The following is a 24,624-nucleotide window of genomic DNA, read 5'->3' as shown; positions in this document are numbered from 1 at the left end:
TTAACAGGGTACAACAGAAAGGTGCTGTCTATGAAAAGCGAATTGTCCGAGGTATTGCCTCAGCTCAGGCGGTTTGCCTACTCGCTCACCGGGTCGATGGATGAGGCCGACGACCTGCTGCAGAGCACGGTAGAGCGGGCGCTGAACCGTACTGTACCCGAAGGAGTGGAATTGACGAAATGGCTGTTCCGGGTTTGCCGGAATTTGTGGATCGACGGTTACCGCGCCCAGAAGGTCCGCCAGGAAGCGACCTTGCAGCCGCAATTGCAGGAGCGCGAAATTGTCGACGGAGAGCGGGCCATGGCGAGCGAAGTTGAGCTCGATCAGGTCAGCCGGGCCATGGACAGGTTGCCGGACGACCAGCGTCTGGTGCTGTCGCTGGTGGCCGTCCAGGGCCTGTCCTACAAGGAGGCGGCCGCCACGCTGGAAATACCCCCGGGCACCGTGATGAGCCGCCTGGCTCGTGCCCGAACCGCTCTTATAGAAAGCCTGAACTTACCTGTAGCGAGGACCAGCTCATGAATATCAACGATGAAACCCTGTCGGCCTTTCTGGACGGCGAGCTGCCCCCGGCCGAAATGGAGCAGGTTCGCGTCCGGTTGGCCGAAGATCCGGCACTGGCAGACCGCCTGGCGGAACTGAGCGCCGTGGACAAACTGGTGAGCGAGCGGGCCCACGCCATTGATGAACGGCCATTGCCGAGTGGTATTCAACAGATGCTGGCGGAAGATGACGCTAAGCCCGAGTCCGCGCAGGTGATTGCCTTTCCCCTTTGGCGCCGGGCCCGTCAGGCACTGAACGCGCAAACCGGCATTGCGGCGGCTATTGCGTTGGCGTTCGGGTTCGGACTGGCCGAGGTCACCGACAATGTCGGAAGTCCGCAAATCGACGCATTTCAGCCGGTCGCCGAGCGCCTGGAAACGCTGCCCAGCGGCACCACCGAAGCTCTGCCCGACGGACGGGAAATTACCCCCCGCCTCACCTTTGTTAATCGGGATGGGCAGCACTGCCGGCAGTACCGGGTAACCGGCGCGGGCGAACGGTCGGAGAATATCGCCTGCCGAGCTCAACAGACCGAGGCCGGCTGGGAAGAGTTGGCCAGCATTCGTCAGCGGGCGACGGAGCCCGGCAGCTATCAGACCGCCAGTGGTGGCTCATTACTGGACAGCGCACTCGATCAGATGATGGCCGGCGGCATCATTGAGCCGGAACAGGAAAAACAATTGATTGAGCGAGATTGGCAGCAATAGCCATCACCAGTCATTTACCAGGAAACCGGGAGGTAATGTATGAAAAAGCCAATAGCATCCTTGATGATGGTTCTGTTTATCAGTGCCTGTGCGGCACCCGAGGTTTACCAGCCCGCCTCAGACGGCGGCTACGGCTACCGGGAAAGCCAGATTGCCGATAACCGGTACCGTGTATCGTTCAAAATGCGCGGCGACACCCAGTTTGAAGCCATGGACTACGCCCTGCTACGCGCCGCCGAGCTAACGTTGATGGCGGACTACGACTGGTTTGTTGTTGCCGACCGGCAAGTCGATGGTGAGAAGCGGGAGTCAGGCAGTCAAGTAAGCGCAAGCCGCACCCGGGAGGTGGAGCGCCGCTGCGGCTTGCTCGGCTGCACCACAAGCTCCCGTCCCTCCACGACTTTCGGCGCCGAGATCAATTCGGGTAATAGGGCAGAGTCGGAAGTGATTCTGGAAATCCGTCTGGGCAAGGGCGTACGCCCCACCGAAGTCGACAGCTACGATGCCTTGGAAGTGCGGAACAATCTGCGCAAGCGTGTGAATTAGGGAAGAGGCGGTGGTCCAGATCGGGCATGTTGATTGGGCTGTCTGGATTCTGGGCCTGTCCGAAAATGGTTATCAAGCGCTTCCTGATGTCGCGCGCCACCGTTGTGAGCCGATTCACAAAACGGTAACCGTCAGTTCCGCTTAACTTGCGGCTTTTCGGTCTGCTGATTAGACTTCGGTCTGGTTCCAATGTCTGACCAAGGACGATGCGTATATGGACGACGCGCCACAACTCTATCTTTCCGGCATGGGCATGGTAAACGCCATTGGTGGCTCCGTTTCCATGGTCTGGGCGGCAGCCGGTGCCGGTATTAACCGCTACACCCTCTCCCGCTTTGTCGATGATAGCGGCAACCCCATCCGGTTGGCGCCGGTGCCCGATGAAGTGTTTGACCACCCGGGCTGGGCGCTGGATGAGGGAGACTTTCACAGCGAACCGCAAGACCATGCGATCAAAATGGCGCTTCACGCTTTGGGTCAGTTGGCGGAGCAGGGCGCCTTTCCCGAGCAGGCGCCGTTGATTCTGGCCATGAACGAGCCCGAGTTGTGCGCCGATTGCCTTCCCCTGAATAAATTCAAAACCAACCTGGCCCTGTCCGGCCACGATTGGCTGCTGCCGGAATTACTGCGAAGCCTGCACACGGGTCGTGCGGCGGGCCTGGAGGCTGTGGCTTTCGGCTATGACTACCTGGCGGAGGCCTACCCGCAAGGCATGGTCATTGGGGCCAGCGATTCACCCAATAACTACACCCGCCTGCGCATACCGGAACAGCAGAATCGGCTGCTGACCCTGGGCCCAAACGATGGCTACGCGCCGGGGGAGGGCGCGGCGTTTGTGGTGCTGACCGCAGACCCGGCGAGGGCTCTGGAGGAGAACGGACAAATCATCGTGGTACATCCGCCGGGCCTGGCGCGGGAAGTCGGGCATTGGTTCAGCGACGAACCCTATCGGGGCGAGGGGCTGGACGCCGCATTCAAAGCGGCGCTGGCGGACTACAACGGCCCGGCCATTCACAGTATTTACAGCAGCATGAACGGCGAACGTTACTGGGCCAAGGAGTACGGTGTGGCCATGACCCGCAGCTGGGAACGGCTGGGCGATGACGTCCAGCTGGTGCACCCCTCCGAGTATTACGGCGACCTGGGCAGTGCCACGGCCCCCTCGCTGCTGGCGCTGGCTGCATTTGATCTGTTGAAAAACACCAGGGCGCAGAGTCATTTGGTGTACAGCTCATCCGATGCTGGCCTGCGCGGTGCGTTGATCGTAGAGAAACGCCCCAAGGCAATGGAAATCAGCAAAGGAGAAGCGATATGACACAGGTAGGCGAGGGCGTGTTTGTGCCCCAGCCGCCCAATAGCGGCGGCGATGAAGATGACGAGGGCAAGAAAAAGATCAGTGTTCGGCTGCTGTTGTTTTTTGATGGGACGGCCAATAACCGTACCAATGTGGAGGAGCGGGAGAAGAATACTGAGGTGTACCAGGCGTTGGCCGATCAGTGGGTGGGGCTGAAGGCCTATCAAAGCTATAACAATGGCAAGTCCAATATCGCTCTGTTGGAGGCGCAAGTCGATGACAAGAAGGCGCCTGAACCTTTTCAGCATGCTCTCAAATTGTATGTTGAAGGCGCTGGCACCGAAGACCGGGAAGCCGATTATCGCAGAGGGTTGGCAATGGGAACAGGGTCTACCGGTATAGACGCGAAGGTCAAAAAAGGTATTGAGAAAGCGGTGTCAAAATTGAGGAAGCTTTTCCAGAGTGCGGACGAAGACACCACGCTGAAGCAATTGGCTATTGATTTGTTTGGATTTAGCCGTGGCGCTGCGAGTGCCCGCTATTGCATCCATAAGCTCATGGACGCAGGCGGTGAGCCAATATCCGAGCAGCTGGAGGTTGAGGGATTTCCCGCCGATAAAATCGAGATCAACCTGGTCGGGCTCTTTGATACTGTTTCCTCCCACGGGATGTCGTTCAATAACGATGTGAAGACACTCAAGCTGGATTCGATTCGCAGGGCCAATCGCGTTGTTCAATTGGAGGCTTCGGAGGAGTACCGGAGTAACTTCTCCCTGACCACTATTGATAGTGCTGGAGGGAAAGGGCAGCGCATATGTCTGCCCGGCGCCCATAGCGATGTGGGTGGAGGCTACCGCTCTGGCCCCGAGGCTCAGGTCGTCTATCGAGGGCATCAGCGGGACCGCCACATCGATCGTGACTGGCTTCTGGCGCAAGGTTGGTACCGCCCAGAGGAACTTAGGCTACCCACTTCCCGCAATACGTTGAGCCACGTTATTCATGCCGAGCGAGAACTGGTGAAAACCAGCTATAGCAAAATCCCGTTGGAGCTGATGGCGGAGTTTATTCAGGATGAGGGGGTGAGTATGAATGAGCAGAAATTCCCGGAGCTCGTTGATTTGAGCGAAGAGTCCGACGAGTTGCAGGAACTGCAGGGTCGCATACAGGCCTATGTGGCATCGGGTAATGAATCCAGGCCAGAACACTGGCAGGGTCGTGACCCCTTGCTTCGTATTATTCGCCATCAGTACCTGCATCTTTCTGCGCATTATTCGAGTGTGGGTATGGCGCCCAGACTTCACGAGGGCCAACGTAGGCGAAAATACCATGAAGGTTAAAGCCCGGCGCCGATACACTCTGTTATCGGCACTGTTACTGTTACTCGGTTGTGAGGATTCTATGACCAAAGCGGATTGGCTGGCGTCGGAGTCGGCGCCCAATGATTACCCGATGGAGGTGATTTCCGGAACTTTTCTGTATCCAGGCGACGATCATGGGCTTTACGTCCCCGACGGTAAAACAGTCCATCACGGCTGGGGATATCCCGTTTCCACCCATGTGGTAGGGCCGGATCAAAAGCCATTACCGGATAGGTTGCGGATTACCTATTATTCGTACTTGGAAGATCAGTTCTATCGGGGCGAATTTGAACTGCCCTATGAGAGCATTGTGCAGATGGTTAATGAGGGCTATCCAAATCATAAGACGCCTCCAGCAACTATGTACTATGACGAACTGACCGTCGGCATGGCTCCCGGAGGCAGCGTCGCGGTTTGGCTGGTCGGTATTGGCAAAACCACAGAAATATTTTTTGGGAAAGCTGAGCCCATTGATTACGATTGGAAGAAATACTGGTCTGACGCTTTTATGAGCGATCATCCAAAGCCGAGAGAGCAGTACGTCGAGAAGGCGCTTGAGCTTTACCTGACACCCGAGCAGCGAAAACGCCTCGAAACCGAAGGCATACCCTTCGACAAATGGGAGCGAATGCGCACCCACTACCATTGGCAGCCCGAGTTCTTCCGTATGGCGGGGCCGGATTCTCCGGGAACGATCAATTACCTCAACGGCGAGCTCTATCACTTACGCTACCCCCTCACCGAGGAAGACGCCGCCAAGCCCAGGCCCTTACCCAAGCGCATGAGTTTCCACAGCGGCAAGTATCTTTTCATCATCCATTTCGATGAGGACGAGATGTTGAGCGTGTTCGAAAAGATGGCGGAAGGTGATAACCCCCTCTATCTGGATATCGCGCCGGGAATCCCCCGGTCAGAAACCGCCATCCGGGTGAGAAACCGGGACGATGAGCATATCGACCTTGAGAGGTTTACCGTGGAGGAGATCAATTAGCCCCACATCGAGCCATCGGACGTGGACCGTTGCCCGAAACACCATACGGCGGATGCGCCTTCGGCTTATCCGCCCTACGCGAGTTGGGGACGGCGAGTGCGTTGCGGATAGGAGTGAGGCTTGAGTAGGGCGGATCGGTCCGACGCATCGGAGCGTAGCGCATCCGCCGTAGCCCAACGATGATGACTGTTCCTACAGGCTTTGCTGAGCTGTATCTTGGAGGCGGATCACAAGAAAGAAGTGGTACCAGAGGCCGGACTCGAACCGGCACACCCTCTCGGGCGGGGGATTTTGAATCCCCTGCGTCTACCAATTTCGCCACTCTGGCACTGTATAAGCCGCTATGTGCTTTAGTGCGGGTTTCAGGTCTTTACCAGCGCGTTGCGCTGGCCCTGCGGTCGCTCTCGGGCTCCTGCCCTTCGCGACATTTGTGCATCCTGCACGGCATCTACCAATTTCGCCACTCTGGCACAGGTTTACTGCGTTGCGGGGCGGGATTATAGCAGCGTGCGGGGGTTCGTCAACCAAGGATTTTGGTGGTGGTGGGTGTGGGGCTTTGGGTTGCGGCGGATGCGCCTTCGGCTTATCCGCCCTACGGATAGCACAGCAGGTCGCGTAGGGGCCGAGCGCAGCGGTATTAATAAGCCCGCATCCGCCGTAAAACCCCGCGATCTGGTGGTCATTTTCGGGGTTTTCCGGTACCCTTGCGGGCTTTTGAACCTGCCTGAATATACGTCTTATGCGCCGCCAGGATTTTTACTACGATCTGCCCGAATCCCTGATTGCCCGTGAACCGGCTGCCGAGCGACGCGGGAGTCGCTTGCTGGGGCTGGATGGCCCGACCGGGAAGGTGACCCACGGTCAATTCCCGGACCTGCTGGAGCAGGTGCGCCCCGGGGATCTGATGGTGTTCAACGATACCAAGGTGATTCCCGCCCGCCTGTTCGGGATGAAAGACACCGGTGGCAAGGTTGAGATTCTGGTGGAGCGCCTGCTGACCGATGCGCGGGTGCTGGCCCACACCCGGGCGAGCAAGTCCCCCAAGATTGGTAGTCTGATCGTGCTGGAAGACGGCACCCGCCTGGCGGTGACCGGGCGGCGCGACGACCTGTTCGAGCTGAACTTCCCGCCAGAGGAAACCTCGCTGTCGGTATTGGAGCGCCTGGGGCATATGCCGCTGCCGCCCTATATCGACCGGGAAGATGAGGAACTGGATCGGGAGCGTTATCAGACGGTGTACGGTCGCAAGGCCGGCGCTGTCGCCGCGCCTACCGCCGGTCTGCACTTTGATGATGACCTGCTGGCCCAGTTGCAGGCCAAAGGCGTCAATCTGGCCTTTGTCACCCTGCATGTGGGTGCGGGCACGTTTCAGCCGGTGCGGGTGGACAATATTGCCGAGCATAAAATGCACAGCGAGGTCATGGACCTGAATGAGCAGGTGGCCGAGCAGGTGCGCGCCACCCGCGCGACCGGCGGTCGAGTGATTGCCGTGGGCACCACCAGCGTGCGCTGCCTGGAAACCGCCGCCGCTCGTGCCGAACCGGGACAGGGCATGGCCGCCTACCAGGGCGAGACCGATATCTTCATTACCCCCGGCTTTGAATTCAGAGCGGTGGATGCGTTGCTGACCAACTTCCACCTGCCCGAGTCCACGCTGATGATGCTGGTGTCCGCCTTTGCGGGTTACCGACACATCATGGACGCCTATCGAGAAGCCGTGGCTCAGGAATACCGCTTTTTCAGTTACGGCGATGCCATGTTTATCACCCGCAACCCGGACGCTCCGCGCGATCTCCCGGGTAGTCCTTCCGAGGGATAAAAGATGTCTTCCTTTATGCAGTTTGAACTGGACCGGGAAGACGGCCTGGCCCGACGCGGCCGCCTGAAGTTCCCCCGGGGCGTGGTGGAAACCCCGGCTTTTATGCCCGTGGGCACCTACGGCACGGTCAAGGGCATGTTGCCTCGGGATATTGAGGCCATTGGCGCTCAGATAATCCTGGGAAACACCTTTCACCTGATGCTGCGTCCGGGCACCGAGGTGGTCAAGGCCCACGGCGATCTGCACGATTTTATGCAGTGGTCCGGCCCGATTCTGACCGACTCCGGTGGCTTTCAGGTGTTCAGCCTGGGGGATATCCGCAAAATCACCGAAGAGGGCGTGTCGTTCCGCTCGCCCATTGATGGCAGCCCGGTATTTCTCGGCCCTGAGGAGGCCATGCAGGTCCAGCGGGATCTGGGGTCGGACATTGTGATGATCTTCGATGAGTGCACCCCGTACCCGGCCACGGAGGATGAGGCGCGCAAGTCCATGGAGCTGTCCCTGCGCTGGGCCAAGCGCTCCAAGGATGCCCACGGTGACAATCCGTCCGCGCTGTTCGGCATTGTGCAGGGGGGCATGTATGAGTCCCTGCGCCGGGAATCATTGGCGGGGCTGGAGGAAATCGGCTTTGACGGCTACGCCATCGGCGGCCTGTCGGTGGGCGAGCCCAAAGAAGATATGGTGCGCGTACTGTCGGCCCTGACGCCCCATATGCCCAAAGACAAGCCCCGCTATCTGATGGGCGTGGGCAAGCCGGAGGATCTGGTGGAGGGCGTGCGCCGAGGCGTGGATATGTTCGACTGCGTGATGCCCACCCGCAACGCCCGCAATGGCCACCTGTTCACCCATGAGGGGGTGATCAAGATCCGCAATGCCAAACATCGCCACGATACCGGCTCCCTCGATCCCAAATGTGACTGCTACACCTGCCAGAACTTCAGCCGCGCTTACCTGCATCACCTGGACAAGTGTGGTGAGATCCTCGGCGCTCAGCTGCAGACCATCCACAACCTGCGCTACTACCAGCTGGTGATGGCCGGGCTGAGGGAGGCCATTGCCGCCGGCGAGTTGGAGGCTTTCGTGGCCGACTTCTATCGGGCCCTCGGTAAGGACGTGCCGCCGCTGACGCCATAAATCACCGGGCGGGGTGCGGCTGCGCCCCGTTCATTACCCTACTTTCATTGTTGTCTTGGGGGAAATCGGTATAATCCGGGCCTTCATCCGTATCCGATACCGTCGAATAAGCCACGGAACCGTTTATGCATAACCGCTACCCGCTCTGGAAATACCTCTTGATTCTGGGGGTTGTTACCCTGGGATTCATTTACGCGCTGCCCAACCTCTATGCGCCCGACCCCGCCGTACAGATTTCCGGTCAATCCGGGGCGACCACCATGGATGCTTCCACGGTGGAGCAGGTAGAACGGCAACTTCAGTCACAGGGCATTGAATATGTCGGCGTAGAGCTGGGCGAAAATGCCGTTCTGGTGCGCCTGGCCAGTGAAGATGAGCAGATGACCGCCCGCCGCACCCTGCAGGAATCTCTGGGTGGTGATTTTGTGGTCGCTCTGAATCAGGCGCCGACCACACCGGATTGGCTGGTGTCTCTGGGCGGTGCCCCCATGCGCCTGGGTCTGGACCTCTCCGGTGGTGTGCACTTCCTGCTGGAAGTCGATACCGCCTCGGCCATTGAAACCCGTCAGGAAATCACTGCCGACGAAATGAAGGGCACGCTGCGCGAAGAGCGTATCCGCTACAACGCGCTGGAGGTTGAAGACGACCAGAGCATTCTGGCGCGCTTCCGTTCGGCCGAGCTGCGGGACCAGGCGCTCGCCCTGATGGAAGATGAATACGACACGCTGGTATTCCAGACCGAAGATGCCGGGGAAGAGGACTTCCGCTTTACCGCGCAGTTGAGCGAAACGGCGATTTCTGAAATTGAAGACTACGCCCTCGGCCAGAACCTGGTGACCCTGCGCAACCGGGTGAATGAGTTGGGTGTGTCCGAGCCGGTCGTGCAGCGTCAGGGCGGTAACCGGATTATCGTGCAGCTTCCGGGGGTNCAGGACACCGCCGAAGCCAAGCGGGTGATCGGCAAAACCGCCAACCTGGAATTCCGCCTNGAGGCCGGCCCGGATACGCTGGTATCCATGAAAGAAGAGTTCCCTTACCGCAGTGAAGCNGACAAGCANCGCTTTGGCGGTGCNGAGCTGGAACGTCAGATCATTCTGACCGGTGACCATGTGGCCAACGCCACCAGNAGCTTCGATGCAGAAACCAATATGCCCCAGGTGAACATTACCCTGGACGGCCTGGGCGGTACCAAAATGCACCGCGCGACCCGGGATAATGTCGGACGGCGCATGGGCGTACTGTTCATTGAACACAAAACCCGCACTGAATATGCCACCAATGAGGCGGGCGAAACCGTCGAGGTGCGGGAGAACTACGTCGAGCGGGAAATCATCAGTCTGGCGACCATTCAGAGTGCGCTGGGCAAGCAGTTCCGGATTACCGGTCTGGAGTCCCCGGCGGAAGCCTCCGAACTGGCGCTGCTGCTNCGCGCCGGTGCTCTGGCGGCGCCCATGTACTTTGTGGAAGAGCGCACCATTGGACCATCTCTCGGGGCAGAAAACATTCAGACCGGTCTGAACTCGGTNGTGCTCGGGTTGGCGCTGGTGCTGGTCTTTATGCTGATTTACTACCGGGTGTTCGGCATCTTTGCCAACCTGGCCTTGGGGGCCAACATCCTTCTGCTGGTGGCGGTCATGTCCCTGCTGGGCGCCACTCTGACGCTGCCGGGTATTGCCGGTATCGTGCTGACCGTGGGTATGGCGGTGGACGCCAACGTNCTGATTTTCTCCCGGATTCGGGAAGAGCTGAAAGAGGGCGCTTCGCCCCAGTCNGCTATTTACAGCGGTTATGAGCGGGCCTTCGTCAGTATTCTGGNTGCCAATATCACCACCTTGCTGGTGGCGGTCATTCTGTATGCCATTGGCACCGGTCCGGTACAGGGTTTTGCGGTCACCCTGTCCATCGGTATTCTGACTTCCATGTTTACCGCGATCATGGGCACTCGGGCGCTGGCCAANCTGGTGTACGGCCGCCGTCGCAACCTGAAGAAGATCTGGATCTAAGAGAGCGCCACTATGCTACCGGAATCAAAAGTGATTAATTTTATGGGCTGGCGCAAAACCTGCGCCACCATTTCCATCGTGTTGCTGCTGGCTTCCATCGTCTCTCTGGCGACGCGTGGTCTGGAGTTTGGGTTGGACTTTACNGGCGGTTCCCAGGTCGAGCTGGGCTTCGATCGCCCGGCGGATCTGTCCACCATCCGCTCGGTGCTGGGCGAGCAGGGCCTTGAGAACCCCGTGGCGATTCTGTTCGGCTCGGACTCGGAAGTTCTGATCCGCACNCAGGATGCTCTGAGTGACGGTGTACTGGAGCAGTTGGAAGAGNGGCTCGCGTCCCTGTCCGACAGTGCGACCATTGCCGATGTGCGCAACGCCGCCAGCGACCAGACCCAGTTCTCCGAAGTGCTGGTGTTCAATGGCGTCAGTGAGTCAGCGCTGCGCTCGGCGGACCTGTTTGACCCGCGNTACTACGGTCGCACACAGATCGCGACNGAGGGTGAGGCCGTCACCGTTGCCGTTGAAAACGCTCTGGACAATGTCTATTCCCAATTTCTGATTGACGCNCTGGAANAGGCGACCGGAGCGAGCATCAATCTGCGGCGCAGCGAGTTTGTCGGNCCGCAGGTGGGTGAAGAGCTGCGCGANCAGGGCGGGCTGGGCATGTTGTTCGCCTTGGCCGTGGTGATGATCTACGTGGCGATCCGCTTCCAGTACAAATTCTCCATCGGCGCGGTTCTGGCCCTGGTTCACGATGTGATTATTGTTCTGGGNGTNTTCTCGGTCCTGCGCCTGGATTTCGATCTGACGGTGCTGGCCGCAGTNCTGGCGGTGATCGGTTATTCACTGAACGATACCATCGTTGTGTTTGACCGGGTGCGGGAAAACTTCCGCAAAATGCGTCGGGGCACCACCAACGAGGTGATCAATACCTCCTTGACCCAGACGCTGGAGCGGACCCTGCTGACCTCCTTGACNACCTTGTTGGTGTTGCTGGTGTTGTACTTCTTCGGTGGCGAGTTGATCAGTGGCTTTGCATTTGCGCTGATTGTCGGNGTGCTGGTCGGTACCTACTCNTCGGTTTATGTCTCGGCCAACATTCTGTCGGCAATGCACCTGACCAAAGAAGACCTCATGCCACCGCCGAAAGAGGGCGAGGAGCAGGAAGAGTTGGCTCCCTGAGCCTCGTGAACCGCTGAAAAAGTGCGGATNCCAGTGGTGAGGGTATCCGCCCGATCGATGAGCAGAGCTTATGTCGAAAGGCATCACCATCAGCGATGAAGAATTGAGCCAGGCAAACAGCGACGAGCTGCGCGACCTGGTGGCNCGCTATCGCCGGATTTTCAACGGTAGCGGCTACGGCTTCTGGGAGTGGGACCTCACCTCCAACCGCATTGACTGGTCCGGCGGNTTCTGGGANTCGCTGGGGTTCAANGACGAAGATAAAATCCGCATCAGCGACGCCACAGCGCTGCCGGATTACATCCANCCCGACGATCGGGANCACATGCTCGAAGCCGTGCGCGAACACCTGCGCAGCGGCGAACCTCTCAACACCGCNTACCGGATCCTCACCAANCGAGGCAACTACGTCTGGACCCAGGCCCGAGCGAACTCCATTCGCGACAAGTACGGCCGNGTCATGTACATCTCCGGGGTCAACTTNGACATCACCGAGCTGAANAATGTCGAAGCGGCCCTGCGTGAAAGTGAGGCGCGTCAGGCTCGCATCATCCAGGCGTCCAATGACGGNATCTGGGAGTGGTACGCAGACCGNAAGGGTTTCCANTTTTCCAANCGTTGCTGGGAGCACGCCGGCTACGACGAGAAAGACGATGTGGTGATCCGGGGNCAGAACCGCCTGTCGGTNTGGCGCTCTCANATTCACCCGCAAGACCTNCCCAAGTTTGANCAGACCCTGGCNGATCACATGGCCGGNCGGGCNCCGTTTGATATTGAGTACCGAATTTTCGGCAAAGACGGCGACATCCGCTGGATTCGCGCCCGAGGGCGAGCCAGTTTTGACACCGAAGGCAATCCGGTGCGTATGTCCGGCACCAATATGGATATCACCGACATCAAGCGCGCTGAAGAGCGGGTGGTGCAGGCCAAAGACGCGGCGGAAAAAGCCAATCAGGCCAAGTCCGANTTCCTCTCCAGCATGAGTCACGAGCTGCGCACGCCGCTCAATGCCATTCTGGGNTATGCNCAGCTGTTTCAGTATGACGACAACCTNACCGACAGTCAGATGGATAACGCCCGGGAAATCCGCAAGGCGGGCGAGCATCTGCTGCAACTGATCAATGATGTGTTGGATCTGGCCAAGATCGAGTCCGGCCGAATGACTTTCTCCTTGGAGCCGGTGTTGGTGTCCCGGGTCGTCGCCGAGTGCTTTACGCTGATTCAACCCCAGGCCGACGCCGGTGGCATCAAGCTAAGCGCGGACCTGAAGCGCCTTGAGAGCACTTACGTGGTGGCCGACAACACCCGTCTGAAGCAGGCGTTGCTCAATCTGGTCAGCAATGCGGTGAAATACAATCAGGTCGGTGGTGAAGTGGCAGTCAGTTTGTCGGAGCGGGACGATAACCGCCTGCGCATCACGGTTCGCGATACCGGCCAGGGTATACCGGCCAGCCGTCAGCACGAAGTGTTTCAGCCCTTCAATCGCCTCAACGCGGAGTACTCAAAAGTCGAGGGGTCTGGTGTCGGGCTGGTGATTACCAAGCAGTTGGTCGAGATGATGGGCGGTAAGCTGTCCTTCGAGAGTACCGAAGGGGTGGGCACCGAGTTCTGGGTGGATCTGCCTCTGTCCACGGAGTGGAATCAGGACCTGGTGGTCAACCGCCGCGAGCATGACCCGAAGGCGGATGAGGAGCCGGAAGCGTTGGTGCTTGAAGAGCCTCGGACCATTCTGTACGTGGAGGACAACCCGTCCAATATCCGCCTGATGCAACAGATTCTGAGTCGCTACCCGATGTTGACGCTGGAAGTGGCCGAAGAGGCGTTCCTCGGGATTTACAAGGCTCGCAGTGAGCGGCCGGACGTGATCATTCTGGATATCAATCTGCCGGGGATGGATGGCTACGAGGCGTTGTCGGTGTTAAAGCGTGACCCCGTGACCGCGGATATTCCGGTGGTGGGGCTGTCGGCCAACGCCATGGCCTACGATGTGGAGCGGGGCCGCAAGGCGGGGTTCTTTGATTATCTGACCAAGCCGGTGGAAATCAATCACCTGGTTCGGACGCTCAAGAAGCTTTTGGCTTAGGTAACGCCAGGTGACGGCGGATGCGCGCTTATCCGCCCTACGGTCGGTTGTGTAGGGCGGATAAGCGCAAAGCGCGCATCCGCCGTTACCAATACCNACCGCNTCCACCAGACACCAGCCTTTTACCTCAAACGTGCCCCAAATGCTTCTGTACCACCTGCAACACCGGCTTGAACACCTTCGGTGTACCACACACGATGTGGCCGGTATCCATATACGAGGTGCCGCCGCGGAAGTCGCTGATCAAGCCGCCGGCCTCTTTCACCAGCAGCACACCCGCCGCGAAATCCCACTCGTTCAGATGCATNTCCCAGAANGCGTCNTAGCGNCCNGCNGCCACNTAGGCCAGATCNAGNGCCGCTGAGCCNGCNCGNCGAATGCCNGCGGTCTGGCCTGCNAGNTCANNGATGCNGGCNANNNAAGGNTGNATTTTGGCNAGNGCNGGNCCNTCNAANGGNATGCCGGTACCCAGCAGGGCNCCTTCCAGGCCGCGACGGNTGGANACNCGGATNCGACGGCCGTTGAGTGACGCGCCGCGGCCGCGGCTGGCGGTAAATTCTTCGCGCTTGACGGGGTCGAGTACCACGGCGTGCTCNACCTGTCCTTTGTANAANCAGGCAATGGAGACNGAAAAATGGGGCATGCCNTGCACGAANTTGGTGGTGCCGTCGATNGGATCGATCACCCAGACATAGTCCGGGTTCTTGCCCTGNGTGGTCCCGCTTTCTTCACCGCGGAAACTGTGGTCCGGGTAGGCCTTGCGCAACACCTGAATGATCGCCTGTTCGGCTCCCCGATCCACTTCGGTGACGAAGTCGTTGGGGCTNTTGTTTTCAACCTTGATGGTGTCCGGGCGTTCGTAGGCGCGTTCAATCAGTTCTGCCGCCTTGCGCGCCGCGCGCAAAGCCATCGTCAACATGGGTTCCATAGGGCAATCAGTCTTTTCGTGAAAAATGGGAAAGAACGGGGCGAGGGCNGGCCTCGCGAAGGCCGCACAGTATAACGGCAAGCGCGCCGGCTCGCCAGCGCCATGGNGCAATTGNCCCATCTTGGCCGGGGCGGGCCGCCGTGAACCCGGGCCGGGTGGTTCATGATAGAATGCGCGGCCTTTAGGGGCCCCGCGCCCACGCAATCGCTATCGATCAAGAGACCGTTATGACCGCCAACCCTTTTGACAATATCCGCATCGTTCTGGTGAATACCTCTCATCCGGGCAACATCGGTGGTGCCGCCCGGGCCATGAAGAATATGGGGCTGTCCCGCCTCTATCTGGTGGAGCCCAAGGAGTTTCCCTCGGAAAAGGCCGTCTGGCGGGCCGCCGGGGCACTGGATGTGCTGGATAAAGCCGTGGTGGTGGAAACGCTGGATGAGGCCATTGAGGGCTGTGGCCTGGTGGTCGGCACCAGNGCCCGCGAACGCCGGATTCCCTGGCCGCTGGTGGACCCACGCCAGTGCGGCGAGCGGTGCTGGCAGGAGGCGGGCGAGCACGAGGTGGCACTGCTGTTNGGGCGCGAGGACCGGGGTCTGACCAACGAGGAGCTGCACAAGTGCCAGTACCANGTGCATATTCCCGCCAACCCGGAATACAGCTCCCTGAANCTGGCNACCGCCGTGCAGGTGCTNTGCTACGAGCTNCGTATGGCCCACCTCTCGCAGCAAGAGGGCGGCCCGTTGGGCAAAACCGAATGGGATATGCCCCCCGCNAAAAGCGAGGCNNTNGAGCGGTATTTCGAGCACCTTCAGCAGACGCTGGAAACCCTGGATTTCCTCAACCCGGATAACCCCCGCCAGACCATGACCCGGCTGCGCCGCCTGTACCACCGCATCCGCCCGGATGAGATGGAGCTGAGCATTCTGCGCGGCGTGCTGACGGCCACGCAAAACTACATTTACNACACGGATAANCGCCTGAAATCCCTNGAGGCGGCGCCGGAGAACGAAAAGCCCTTGGATAATGGNGAATAGTTGAGTAAAATACTTGGTTATAGACGGGTGGGTTTCCGACAGCTCGGTANCCACNNTCCACCAAGGCTAGAGGCGACAATCCGGGCATGAGACTGACTACCAAAGGTCGATACGCGGTCACCGCGATGCTGGACCTGGCCCTGCACAGTGAGCAGGGGCCAGTGAGCCTTGCGGATATCTCCAATCGCCAGGGTATATCCCTGTCCTATCTGGAACAGCTGTTTGCCAAGCTGCGNCGGCAGAAGCTGGTGAGCAGTGTTCGCGGCCCCGGCGGCGGTTACCGCNTGGCGGAGCGCCTTGAAGCCATNTCGGTGGCNCAAGTGGTGGANGCGGTCAGTGAGTCCCTCGATGCCACCCGCTGTGAGGGCAAAGGGGACTGCCANAACGGCAAAGTATGCCTGACGCACCACCTCTGGGAAGATCTCAGTGCCCAAATTCATCAGTTTTTAAGTGATATCAGCCTGGCGGATCTGGTCGAACGGCGCGACATTCAAGCGGTTCGGGCCCGTCAGGACCACCAACAGCAGCTCTCGGCTGAGCAGATTCTGTGCAGCCAGCTGTAGACGCCGTTCCGGTATCGTCTAGCAACGAGGTTTGAGTAATCGATGACGTTGAGCGCTCCACGTCAGCCCATTTATCTGGACTATGCCGCCACCACGCCGGTCGACCCGGCGGTGGCCGAGCAGATGGCGGCCTGCCTGACGCGGGAGGGCAATTTTGCCAACCCGGCCTCGCGCTCCCATCTGTATGGATGGCAGGCGGAAGAAGCGGTGGAGAATGCCCGTCAACAGGTGGCGGACCTGATCGGCGCGGATAACCGCGAAATTGTCTGGACCAGNGGCGCNACCGAGGCGGATAACCTGGCGCTNAAAGGCGTCTGGGAAGCGCGCCGCCGGGCNGGNTTGCCCGCAGGCCACCTGATTGTCTCCGCGATTGAACACAAGGCGGTGCTTGATCCTGCTCACTGGTTGGCGGAGCAGGGCGTTGAGGTCACNTATCTGNCCCCNAATNCCAGCGGACGGATTGAGNCGGAAGTGGTACGCGCCGCGCTGCGGGACGATACGTTTCTGGTCAGCGTGATGCATGTGAACAACGAGCTTGGCAGCGTCAACGATATTGCCGGGATCGGCGCCATTTGCCGGGAGCAGGACATCCTGTTTCACGTTGATGCAGCCCAGAGTGGCGGGCGGCTGGCGTTGAATGTGGCGGAACAGAACGTGGACCTGATGTCCCTCTCGGCGCACAAAATGTACGGCCCGAAAGGCATTGGTGCTTTGTATGTTCGCCGTGATCCGGGGGTGAAAATCAGCGCCCAGATTCACGGCGGTGGTCACGAGCGGGGCATGCGCTCCGGCACCTTGCCCACCCATCAGTGTGTGGGCATGGGGGCGGCGGCCCAGTTGGCCGCTGATCGCCTGGCGGAAGATCCGCCGCGTATTGCCGCCTTGCGGGATGAGTTGTGGCAGGGCATTGCCGATCTGCCGGGCATCCAGTTGAACACGGACCTGGCTCACACGGCCTGCGGTCACCTCAATATTGCGTTCGGCGGTTGCGATGGTGAAATGCTACTGCTGTCGCTGCGCCAACTCGCGGTGGCGACCGGCTCGGCCTGCACCTCGGCGAGTCTGGAGCCGAGCTATGTGCTCAAGGCGATTGGCCTGAGTAACGATCTGGCCCAGGCCTCTTTGCGTATCAGTCTGGGGCGCCTGACCACCGAGGACGAGGTGCAGTTCGCGATCCAGCACATTCGCGACGTGGTGCCAAAGCTGCAACGTAAGGCCAGCGCCTAAATAGGCGGACGTCGGATTACGGCCTGCGGCCTAATCCGACCTACGAGAGGGTGAACACCAGCACCGAACAAAACAAGTAGGTTGGATTAGCAAAGCGTAATCCGACTTAACGCAAGGGATGCGGAAACAGGGCACCAAAGTACCCGTAGGTCGGATTAGCGAAGCGTAATCCGACAGAACAACGCGAACAATCGCGGAATCGAACAACCGAATTTTAGCTAACTCACTCCGAATGCGGAGACAGAGGTGAAGTGATGGCAGAGCAAGAAGTTGAAAAACTGATCAAGCGCGAGTACGCCGCCGGCTTCCATACCCAGATCGATACGGATACCTTGCCGCCCGGTCTGAATGAAGACGTCGTCCGGTTTATCTCCGCGAAAAAAGGTGAGCCCGAGTGGATGCTCGACTGGCGCCTGCAGGCCTTCCGTGCCTGGGAGCAGATGGAAGAGCCCAATTGGGCCCACGTACATTACCCCAAGGTCGACTTCCAGGCGCTGTCGTACTTCTCCCAGCCCAAGAGTATGGAAGATCGGCCCAAGAGCCTGGATGAGGTCGATCCCGAGCTGTTGCGCACCTACGAAAAGCTGGGCATCCCGGTCCACGAGCAGGAGATGCTGGCGGGCGTGGCGGTAGACATGGTGTTTGACTCCGTGTCTGTGGTGACCACCTTCCGTGAAAAGCTCAAAGAAGCGGGTGTGATTTTCTGCTCGATCAGTGAGGCGGTACACGAGTACCCAGAGCTGATCAAAAAGTATCTCGGTACGGTAGTGCCCCAGAAAGACAACTACTATGCCGCGCTCAACTCGGCGGTTTTCTCTGATGGTTCGTTTGTGTACATCCCCAAGGGCGTACGCTGTCCGATGGAGCTGTCCACCTACTTCCGGATCAACGAGCAGAATACCGGCCAGTTCGAGCGCACGCTGATCGTCGCCGAAGAAGGCGCTTATGTCAGCTACCTGGAAGGCTGCACCGCGCCCATGCGCGATGAGAACCAGTTGCACGCCGCGGTGGTTGAGCTGGTGGCTCTGGACAACGCCGAAATCAAATACTCCACGGTGCAGAACTGGTACCCCGGCGACGAACAGGGCAAGGGCGGTATCTACAACTTTGTGACCAAACGCGGCCTCTGCCACACCAATGCCAAAATTTCCTGGACCCAGGTGGAAACCGGCTCGGCCATTACCTGGAAGTACCCCAGCTGCATTCTGCGCGGGGACAACAGCGTCGGTGAGTTCTACTCGGTGGCGTTGACCAACAACTACCAGCAGGCCGATACCGGCACCAAGATGATTCACATCGGGAAGAACACCCGCTCGACCATCATCTCCAAGGGTATTTCCGCCGGCCGGAGCTCCAACGCCTATCGCGGCCTGGTGCGGATGAACCCCGGTGCCGAGGGTGCACGGAACTACACCCAGTGTGACTCACTGCTGATCGGCGATCGCTGCGGCGCGCACACCTTCCCGTACATCGAGAGCAAGAATCCGAGTGCGGTGGTGGAGCACGAGGCGACCACCTCCAAGGTGAGCGACGACCAGATGTTCCTGTGCCAGCAGCGCGGCCTGGATCCCGAAAAAGCCGTCTCGATGATTGTGAATGGCTTCTGCCGGGAAGTGTTTAAAGAGTTGCCGATGGAGTTTGCGGTGGAAGCCGGCAAGCTGTTGGAAGTGAGCCTCGAAGGCTCGGTGGGTTAATCGTTGGATAGCGGCGGATAGCACCGCAGTTTGCGTAGGGCGGATAAGCGCGAAGCGCGCATCCGCCGTTACCCAAACCAACGCCGCCACCCAAACTCGAAACCACCGCACACGACGAACCGAATTTACGTTATATGAAACTGGAAACCGACACTATGCTGACCATCAAAGACCTGCGCGCCAGCGTCGAGAATGAAGAAATCCTCAAGGGCCTGAGCCTGGACATCAAACCCGGCGAAGTGCACGCCATCATGGGCCCGAACGGTTCGGGCAAGAGTACCCTGGGCAATGTGCTGACCGGCCGCGAAGGCTACGAAGTGACCGCCGGCAGCGTGCAGTTCAATGGCAAAGACCTGTTTGAACTCGAGCCTGAAGAGCGCGCCCGCGAGGGCCTGTTCCTGGCCTTTCAGTATCCGGTGGAAATCCCCGGTGTCAGCAACATGGAATTTCTGAAAGCGGCGGTGGACGCGCACCGTGAACACCGCGGTGAAGACCCGATTTCCTCGGTGGACTTCCTGAAGTTGGCCCGCGAGACCTGCAAGTCGGTCGACCTGGACCCGTCGTTTCTAAAACGCGGGGTCAACGAAGGTTTCTCCGGCGGTGAGAAAAAGCGCAATGAAATTCTGCAGATGATGCTGCTCAAGCCCACCGTCTGCATTCTGGATGAAACCGACTCCGGGCTGGATATCGATGCCCTGCAGGTGGTAGCCAATGGCGTGAACGCCATGCGGGCGGAAGATCGCAGCTTTATCGTGGTCACCCACTACCAGCGGCTGCTCAACTACATCGTCCCGGATAAGGTTCACGTATTGGCTGGCGGCCGCATCGTGAAGTCCGGCGGTAAAGAATTGGCGCATGAGCTGGAAGAGAAAGGTTATAGCTGGCTCGAAGAAGAGGTGGTGTAAGCGATGAGTGATTTTCAGCAACAGGCGTTGCAACTGGCCGGGCAGCAGGATAGCCCGGACTGGCTGTCCGAGCTGCGCACCAGTGGCGCCCGGCAGTGGCTGAAAACGCCCTGGCCAAACCGCAAAACCGAGCAGTGGAAATACACCCCGCTCGCGCCGCTGCAGAAAACCGAATTTGCGCAGTGGGCCGAATCCACCGCCCAGTGGCAGGACCAGATCGAATGGTTGGAACTGGATGCGACGCGTCTGGTGTTCGTCAACGGCGTGTTCGATCCCGAGGCGTCGGACGCTTTGCCCGCTGAAGTGGTTCGCTTTGGCGATGCCAGTGCGGAGCAGCAGGCCGTTATTGGTCAGCATCTGGGTAAAATCGTCGACAGCGAACACCATCTGTTCGCCGCACTCAGCAACGCCTGGGCGTCTGAGGACGGTGTGCTGGTGCACGTCCCGAAAGACACCAAGCTGGCCAAGCCGCTGTATGTGGTGCAGGTGTCCACGCCGGGCAGTGCGCCGGCCACCGCCAACCAGCGGTTGCTGGTGGTGCTGGAAACCGGCGCTCAGGCGAGCATTATCGAGCATTTCGCCTCGACCGACGACGAGCAGAACGGCTTCGTAAACAGCCTGACCGAAATTGAAGTGGGCGAGAATGCGTTCCTGCACCACTATCGGATCAATCTGGAAGAAGAGAACCTGCTGCACGTGGGCGGCATTCACGCCAACCTGCAGCGCAGTTCGCAGTTGCGCGGTTTTACCGTTGCCCAGGGCAGCAAGCTCAAGCGTATTGATTATCAGATCAACCATTGCGGTGATGGTGCGCACCTGGATCTGCAGGGCGTGTATGTCCCGCGCAACAAGCAGTTGATCGACTACCACACCAATGTGCAGCACAAGGTGCCGCACTGCACCAGTAACGAAGTCTTTCGGGGCATTATTGGTGACTCGGCGCACGCGGTGTTCAATGGTCGCATCCATATTCACCAGGATGCCCAGAAAACCCTGGCGGAGCTCAGCAACAAAAACCTGCTGACCTCGCCCAAGGCGGAAGTGGACACCAAGCCCGAGCTGGAAATTTACGCGGATGATGTGAAGTGTGCCCACGGTGCCACCGTGAGTCAGTTGAACAAAACCGCGCTGTACTACATGCAGGCCCGCGGCATTTCGCGGGAGGAAGCGCAGGTCATGCTGAACTTCGGCTTTATCAACGAGCTGTTGCAGGATGTCGCCGAGCCGGCCGTGCGTAACTACCTCGGCCCGCGCCTGGCCCGCCTGTTCAGCAGTAACAGCGATCTTCTGAGACACATTCAGAGCGAAGAGGCCTGATCCTCACCATGAACAGACCGGAAGCACTACAGAGCACCGCCGGCTTCGATGTGGAAGCGGTACGCCGGGATTTCCCGATCCTGCAGGAGCAGGTGAACGGGCATCCGTTGGTGTATCTGGATAACGCCGCGACCACCCAGAAGCCACGGGCGGTGATTGATGCGATCAGTCACTACTACCTGCACGACAACAGTAATGTGCATCGTGGTGCCCATGCGCTGGCGGAGCGGGCGACGGCAAAGTTTGAAGGTGCGCGGTCAACGGTGGCCGAGTTCCTCAACGCACCGCATCGCGAACAGATTCTGTGGACGCGCGGCACCACCGAAAGTATCAACTTGGTGGCGTTCAGTTGGGGTCGCAATAACCTCAAGGCGGGTGATCGGATTCTGGTCTCGGCGATGGAGCACCACTCCAACATTGTGCCCTGGCAGATGGTGGCCGAGGCCACCGGCGCAACCGTCGAACCCATTCCGGTGGACGAGACGGGCACGCTGGAGCTGGCGGCGCTGGAAACGCTGCTCGAGCAGGGTCAGGTGCGTATGGTGGCGGTCGGGCACGTGTCCAATGCTCTGGGTACGGTCAATCCCATCGATGACATTATTGCCCTGGCGCACAAGCACGGCGCACTGGCGCTGATTGATGGCGCCCAGGCGGTAAGTCACTGGCCCATCGATGTTCAGGCGCTCGATTGCGACTTCTATGTGTTTTCGGCCCATAAACTGTTTGGTCCCACGGGATTCGGCGTGCTGTACGGCAAACGCGACCTTCTCGAAGCCATGCCGCCGTATCAGGGCGGTGGCGAGATGATCCAGTCAGTGAGCTTCGCCGGCACGACTTACAACCAGTTGCCGTACAAGTTTGAGGCGGGCACCCCGGATATCGCTGGTGCCATTGGCCTGGCCGCTGCCATTGACTACCTCAATGGGCTGGACCGGGAAGCCGCCGCTGCGCACGAGCGGGCCCTGTTGGCCTATGCGGAAGAGAAGGCGTTTGCGACCCCGGGTATCACTCTGGTGGGCACGGCGGCGCACAAGGTCAGCGTGTTGAGCTTTCTGGTCGAGGGCACCCACCCGAACGATCTGGGGTTTCTGCTGGATCAACAGGGTGTGGCGGTGCGTACCGGACACCACTGCGCGCAACCGATTATGGAGCAATACCATATTCCGGGTACGGTGCGCGCCAGCTTTGCGTTTTACAACACCTTTGATGAGGTGGATCGGCTGTTCGAGGCCCTTGAAAAGGCTCGGCAGTTTTTTTGAACAACACAGGAGTAGAGTGAGATGGCAGTAGAGTCATTTGATCCCACTCGGCAGGCCGTTGCGGTCACTCCGGCTGCAGTGGAACACTTCCGGCGTCAGTTGGGCCTCAACCAGGAGGCGCAGGCGGTACGTCTGAGCGTGAAAGAGAGCGGTTGTACCGGTTTCATGTACGTGGTGGACCTGGTGGCCGACGGGCGCGAGAACGATGTGTGCTATGAACTGGCGGACGACGTCTCGCTGTACATCGACCGGGACAGCCTCAATGTGGTCAGCGGTACCGAGATCGATTATGTCATTGAAGGCGTCAATCGCCAGCTCAAATTCAATAACCCCAATGCTCAGGATTACTGCGGCTGCGGGGAAAGTTTCAGCGTTGTGAATGCTTCCTCCTAGACGCCCGGGGCCCCGATGAGTGAACGACGTATGGTGGTGGCCCAGGCGGACTGCCCGGCCCGCCGGGTGCCCGACGGCACGCACCTGACCATTCCCAAAGACACCTTCGTGACGATCACCCAATCTCTGGGTGGCAACTATACGTTGACCTATCACGGCCAGATGGTGCGGGTAGATGGCACCGACGCGGCCGCCCTGGGCCTGGAGGCCCAGGAGCTCAACTTTCCGCCGCCCGCCGATCAGCGCATCAATGAAGATCAGGTCTGGGAAGCTCTGGGCACTGTGTATGATCCGGAGATTCCGGTGGATCTGGTCAATCTGGGGCTGATTTACGCGGTGGACGTCGACCAGAGCGAACAGCGGGTGAGCATCAGGATGACCCTGACGGCGCCCGGCTGTGGTATGGGGCCGGTGCTGGTGGGTGATGTCGAGCGGCGGGTGGCCAAGGTGCCCAACGTCGATTACGTGGCGGTCTCCCTGGTGTTCGATCCGCCCTGGAGCCGGGAGATGATGAGCGAAGAAGCCCAGCTCGAGACCGGAATGTTCTTTTAAGGTTTAACCCTCAGGATTCAGTGGTATGTCCCAATTCGGAACTGACATCAGCGCCGACGATATCGTCGAGACCCTCAGCTTTTTCGATAGCTGGGAGGATCGCTACAAGTACATTATTGACCTGGGGAAAGAGGTACCACCGCTCGACCCGGCCTACCAGACCGAGGCGTACCTGGTGCGCGGCTGTCAGAGTCAGGTGTGGCTGACCCATCGGGAAGAGGACGGCAAGCTCTGGTTCGACGCCGACAGTGACGCCTTTATCGTCAAAGGCCTGCTCGGCGTGGTGCTGGCCGCCTACAACGGCAAAAGCCCTGCCGAGGTGCTGGATTTTGATATTGAAGGCTACTTCAACGAGCTGAACCTCCTGAAGCACCTCAGTCCCACCCGGGGTAACGGTCTGCGCGCCATGGTGGCCCGAATCCAGGATATCGCTCGCGCCGCCTGAACCGCCGGTGCCGCTTGATCTGCAGCCCGGTTTCCAGAGGCGTCGATCGGTGCACAGTTTGCGGTCAATCGCGCCTGCCGGGGTGGCTTATAGGCGCAACCCGCGTATAATTCCCGCATTTCTCCGCCCCCGAGGGGGCGGGGCTGATCCGAGACCATTTTGCGCGACTGACACTGGAGCCTTCGATGCCCGAACAACAGACCCTCTCTATCATCAAACCGGACGCGGTACGGAAAAACCTGATCGGTGCCATTGAGAGCCGTTTCGAGCAAGCTGGCCTCAAGATCGTGGCACTCAAGATGATTCAACTGAGTCGGGCCCAGGCCGAGGGCTTCTATGCCGAGCACCAGGGCAAGCCGTTTTTTGAGGGGTTGGTGGACTTTATGACCTCCGGCCCGGTCTGTGTACAGGTGCTGTCCGGCGACAACGCCATCACCCGCAATCGCGAGTTGATGGGGGCGACCAACCCGGAAGAGGCCGCGCCGGGCACCATTCGCGCGGACTACGCTGAAAGCGTGTCCATCAACGCGGCGCACGGCTCGGATTCGCCCGAGTCTGCCGCACGGGAAATCGCCTACTTTTTCGAACCCGGGGAAATTTTCGCTCGCAGCTGATGCGGACGCCGAGATTCCCGAGCTCATTTCGTTCAT

Annotated in this window: 23 protein-coding genes and 1 tRNA gene; 22 read left to right on the top strand and 2 right to left on the bottom strand. The window is 59.4% G+C overall.

The genetic code is table 11. The annotated features are described in order from the left end of the window. The first annotated feature begins 30 nt into the window (after positions 1–30). The 6 genes from CMG77_RS02485 (at position 31) to CMG77_RS02460 (ending at position 5,439) form a co-directional block, all read left to right on the top strand. The gene (locus tag CMG77_RS02485; RefSeq protein WP_286804566.1) at positions 31–522 is read left to right on the top strand and encodes an RNA polymerase sigma factor; all 492 of its coding nucleotides are present in this window, start codon (positions 31–33) and stop codon (positions 520–522) included. Then, on the top strand, positions 519–1,250 hold the full coding sequence (locus CMG77_RS02480) for an anti-sigma factor family protein (RefSeq protein ID WP_286804565.1): 732 nt from the start codon (positions 519–521) through the stop codon (positions 1,248–1,250). The genes CMG77_RS02485 and CMG77_RS02480 overlap by 4 nt, the downstream gene beginning before the upstream one ends. Before the next feature lie 39 nt (positions 1,251–1,289). Continuing rightward, positions 1,290–1,796: a CC0125/CC1285 family lipoprotein gene (locus CMG77_RS02475; protein WP_286804564.1), complete on the top strand. Its 507-nt coding sequence runs from the start codon at positions 1,290–1,292 to the stop codon at positions 1,794–1,796. A gap of 214 nt (positions 1,797–2,010) precedes the next feature. Continuing rightward, positions 2,011–3,111 (top strand): hypothetical protein, encoded by a 1,101-nt coding sequence (locus tag CMG77_RS02470; RefSeq protein WP_286804563.1) that lies wholly within the window; start codon positions 2,011–2,013, stop codon positions 3,109–3,111. Further along, a complete protein-coding gene (locus tag CMG77_RS02465; protein WP_286804562.1) occupies positions 3,108–4,427 on the top strand; it encodes a phospholipase effector Tle1 domain-containing protein in 1,320 nt (439 codons plus the stop codon). Before CMG77_RS02470 ends, CMG77_RS02465 begins: the two co-directional genes overlap by 4 nt. 61 nt (positions 4,428–4,488) lie before the next feature. Beyond that, on the top strand, positions 4,489–5,439 hold the full coding sequence (locus CMG77_RS02460; RefSeq protein WP_286804561.1) for a DUF2931 family protein: 951 nt from the start codon (positions 4,489–4,491) through the stop codon (positions 5,437–5,439). A gap of 241 nt (positions 5,440–5,680) precedes the next feature. Here CMG77_RS02460 and CMG77_RS02455 read toward each other — a convergent pair. Further along, a tRNA-Leu gene (locus tag CMG77_RS02455) sits at positions 5,681–5,767 on the bottom strand. Positions 5,768–6,178: 411 nt separating this feature from the next. Between CMG77_RS02455 and queA the strand changes: the two genes are divergently transcribed. From queA to CMG77_RS02430, 5 genes are all read left to right on the top strand, one after another. Beyond that, the gene (gene queA / locus CMG77_RS02450; RefSeq protein WP_286804560.1) at positions 6,179–7,258 is read left to right on the top strand and encodes a tRNA preQ1(34) S-adenosylmethionine ribosyltransferase-isomerase QueA; all 1,080 of its coding nucleotides are present in this window, start codon (positions 6,179–6,181) and stop codon (positions 7,256–7,258) included. Between the two features lie 15 nt (positions 7,259–7,273). After that, entirely contained in the window at positions 7,274–8,392 is a 1,119-nt protein-coding gene (gene tgt, locus CMG77_RS02445; RefSeq protein ID WP_123638825.1) for a tRNA guanosine(34) transglycosylase Tgt, read from the top strand. 125 nt (positions 8,393–8,517) lie between these two features. Continuing rightward, on the top strand, positions 8,518–10,395 hold the full coding sequence (secD, locus tag CMG77_RS02440) for a protein translocase subunit SecD (RefSeq protein ID WP_286903557.1): 1,878 nt from the start codon (positions 8,518–8,520) through the stop codon (positions 10,393–10,395). Positions 10,396–10,407: 12 nt separating this feature from the next. Further along, positions 10,408–11,571 (top strand): protein translocase subunit SecF, encoded by a 1,164-nt coding sequence (gene secF, locus CMG77_RS02435; protein ID WP_286903556.1) that lies wholly within the window; start codon positions 10,408–10,410, stop codon positions 11,569–11,571. Between the two features lie 70 nt (positions 11,572–11,641). Next, the gene (locus CMG77_RS02430; RefSeq protein WP_286903555.1) at positions 11,642–13,654 is read left to right on the top strand and encodes a PAS domain-containing protein; all 2,013 of its coding nucleotides are present in this window, start codon (positions 11,642–11,644) and stop codon (positions 13,652–13,654) included. A 127-nt stretch (positions 13,655–13,781) separates the two neighbouring features. Here the strand turns inward: CMG77_RS02430 and CMG77_RS02425 are convergent, their stop codons facing one another. Continuing rightward, entirely contained in the window at positions 13,782–14,582 is an 801-nt protein-coding gene (locus CMG77_RS02425; protein ID WP_286903554.1) for an inositol monophosphatase family protein, read from the bottom strand. 227 nt (positions 14,583–14,809) lie between these two features. On the opposite strand from CMG77_RS02425, the gene trmJ reads away from it, so the two are divergent. From trmJ to ndk, 11 genes are all read left to right on the top strand, one after another. Next, on the top strand, positions 14,810–15,619 hold the full coding sequence (gene trmJ / locus CMG77_RS02420) for a tRNA (cytosine(32)/uridine(32)-2'-O)-methyltransferase TrmJ (protein WP_286903553.1): 810 nt from the start codon (positions 14,810–14,812) through the stop codon (positions 15,617–15,619). Between the two features lie 86 nt (positions 15,620–15,705). Continuing rightward, entirely contained in the window at positions 15,706–16,182 is a 477-nt protein-coding gene (gene iscR / locus CMG77_RS02415) for a Fe-S cluster assembly transcriptional regulator IscR (RefSeq protein WP_286903552.1), read from the top strand. 42 nt (positions 16,183–16,224) lie between these two features. Further along, the gene (locus tag CMG77_RS02410; protein WP_286903551.1) at positions 16,225–17,409 is read left to right on the top strand and encodes an IscS subfamily cysteine desulfurase; all 1,185 of its coding nucleotides are present in this window, start codon (positions 16,225–16,227) and stop codon (positions 17,407–17,409) included. Positions 17,410–17,663: 254 nt separating this feature from the next. Then, entirely contained in the window at positions 17,664–19,103 is a 1,440-nt protein-coding gene (gene sufB / locus CMG77_RS02405) for a Fe-S cluster assembly protein SufB (RefSeq protein ID WP_024459852.1), read from the top strand. A gap of 155 nt (positions 19,104–19,258) precedes the next feature. After that, positions 19,259–20,008, top strand: a complete 750-nt coding sequence (gene sufC, locus CMG77_RS02400) for a Fe-S cluster assembly ATPase SufC (RefSeq protein ID WP_024459853.1) — start codon at positions 19,259–19,261, stop codon at positions 20,006–20,008. A 3-nt stretch (positions 20,009–20,011) separates the two neighbouring features. Beyond that, the gene (gene sufD / locus CMG77_RS02395) at positions 20,012–21,325 is read left to right on the top strand and encodes a Fe-S cluster assembly protein SufD (RefSeq protein WP_286804554.1); all 1,314 of its coding nucleotides are present in this window, start codon (positions 20,012–20,014) and stop codon (positions 21,323–21,325) included. Between the two features lie 8 nt (positions 21,326–21,333). Next, positions 21,334–22,584, top strand: a complete 1,251-nt coding sequence (locus CMG77_RS02390; RefSeq protein WP_286804553.1) for a SufS family cysteine desulfurase — start codon at positions 21,334–21,336, stop codon at positions 22,582–22,584. A gap of 21 nt (positions 22,585–22,605) precedes the next feature. Continuing rightward, positions 22,606–22,977: a HesB/IscA family protein gene (locus tag CMG77_RS02385; RefSeq protein WP_024459856.1), complete on the top strand. Its 372-nt coding sequence runs from the start codon at positions 22,606–22,608 to the stop codon at positions 22,975–22,977. A gap of 15 nt (positions 22,978–22,992) precedes the next feature. Further along, the gene (gene sufT / locus CMG77_RS02380) at positions 22,993–23,529 is read left to right on the top strand and encodes a putative Fe-S cluster assembly protein SufT (RefSeq protein WP_024459857.1); all 537 of its coding nucleotides are present in this window, start codon (positions 22,993–22,995) and stop codon (positions 23,527–23,529) included. Positions 23,530–23,554: 25 nt separating this feature from the next. Continuing rightward, entirely contained in the window at positions 23,555–23,974 is a 420-nt protein-coding gene (locus CMG77_RS02375; RefSeq protein ID WP_123637122.1) for a SufE family protein, read from the top strand. A gap of 185 nt (positions 23,975–24,159) precedes the next feature. Beyond that, positions 24,160–24,588, top strand: coding sequence for a nucleoside-diphosphate kinase (gene ndk / locus CMG77_RS02370; RefSeq protein ID WP_123637123.1), 429 nt, complete (start codon positions 24,160–24,162; stop codon positions 24,586–24,588). Positions 24,589–24,624: the final 36 nt, after the last annotated feature.

Source organism: Marinimicrobium sp. (assembly GCF_002695945.1).
Classification (GTDB): Bacteria; Pseudomonadota; Gammaproteobacteria; order Pseudomonadales; family Cellvibrionaceae; genus Marinimicrobium; species Marinimicrobium koreense.
Note: the sequence above shows the minus strand (reverse complement) of the source record. Positions and strands in the feature narration are given on the sequence as shown.

Coding starts and splice junctions, on each gene's coding strand:
- CMG77_RS02485 (WP_286804566.1), top strand. CDS start 31: ATGAAAAGCGAATTGTCCGAGGTATTGCCTCAGCTCAGGCGGTTTGCC.
- CMG77_RS02480 (WP_286804565.1), top strand. CDS start 519: ATGAATATCAACGATGAAACCCTGTCGGCCTTTCTGGACGGCGAGCTG.
- CMG77_RS02475 (WP_286804564.1), top strand. CDS start 1,290: ATGAAAAAGCCAATAGCATCCTTGATGATGGTTCTGTTTATCAGTGCC.
- CMG77_RS02470 (WP_286804563.1), top strand. CDS start 2,011: ATGGACGACGCGCCACAACTCTATCTTTCCGGCATGGGCATGGTAAAC.
- CMG77_RS02465 (WP_286804562.1), top strand. CDS start 3,108: ATGACACAGGTAGGCGAGGGCGTGTTTGTGCCCCAGCCGCCCAATAGC.
- CMG77_RS02460 (WP_286804561.1), top strand. CDS start 4,489: ATGACCAAAGCGGATTGGCTGGCGTCGGAGTCGGCGCCCAATGATTAC.
- queA (WP_286804560.1), top strand. CDS start 6,179: ATGCGCCGCCAGGATTTTTACTACGATCTGCCCGAATCCCTGATTGCC.
- tgt (WP_123638825.1), top strand. CDS start 7,274: ATGCAGTTTGAACTGGACCGGGAAGACGGCCTGGCCCGACGCGGCCGC.
- sufB (WP_024459852.1), top strand. CDS start 17,664: ATGGCAGAGCAAGAAGTTGAAAAACTGATCAAGCGCGAGTACGCCGCC.
- sufC (WP_024459853.1), top strand. CDS start 19,259: ATGCTGACCATCAAAGACCTGCGCGCCAGCGTCGAGAATGAAGAAATC.
- sufD (WP_286804554.1), top strand. CDS start 20,012: ATGAGTGATTTTCAGCAACAGGCGTTGCAACTGGCCGGGCAGCAGGAT.
- CMG77_RS02390 (WP_286804553.1), top strand. CDS start 21,334: ATGAACAGACCGGAAGCACTACAGAGCACCGCCGGCTTCGATGTGGAA.
- CMG77_RS02385 (WP_024459856.1), top strand. CDS start 22,606: ATGGCAGTAGAGTCATTTGATCCCACTCGGCAGGCCGTTGCGGTCACT.
- sufT (WP_024459857.1), top strand. CDS start 22,993: ATGAGTGAACGACGTATGGTGGTGGCCCAGGCGGACTGCCCGGCCCGC.
- CMG77_RS02375 (WP_123637122.1), top strand. CDS start 23,555: ATGTCCCAATTCGGAACTGACATCAGCGCCGACGATATCGTCGAGACC.
- ndk (WP_123637123.1), top strand. CDS start 24,160: ATGCCCGAACAACAGACCCTCTCTATCATCAAACCGGACGCGGTACGG.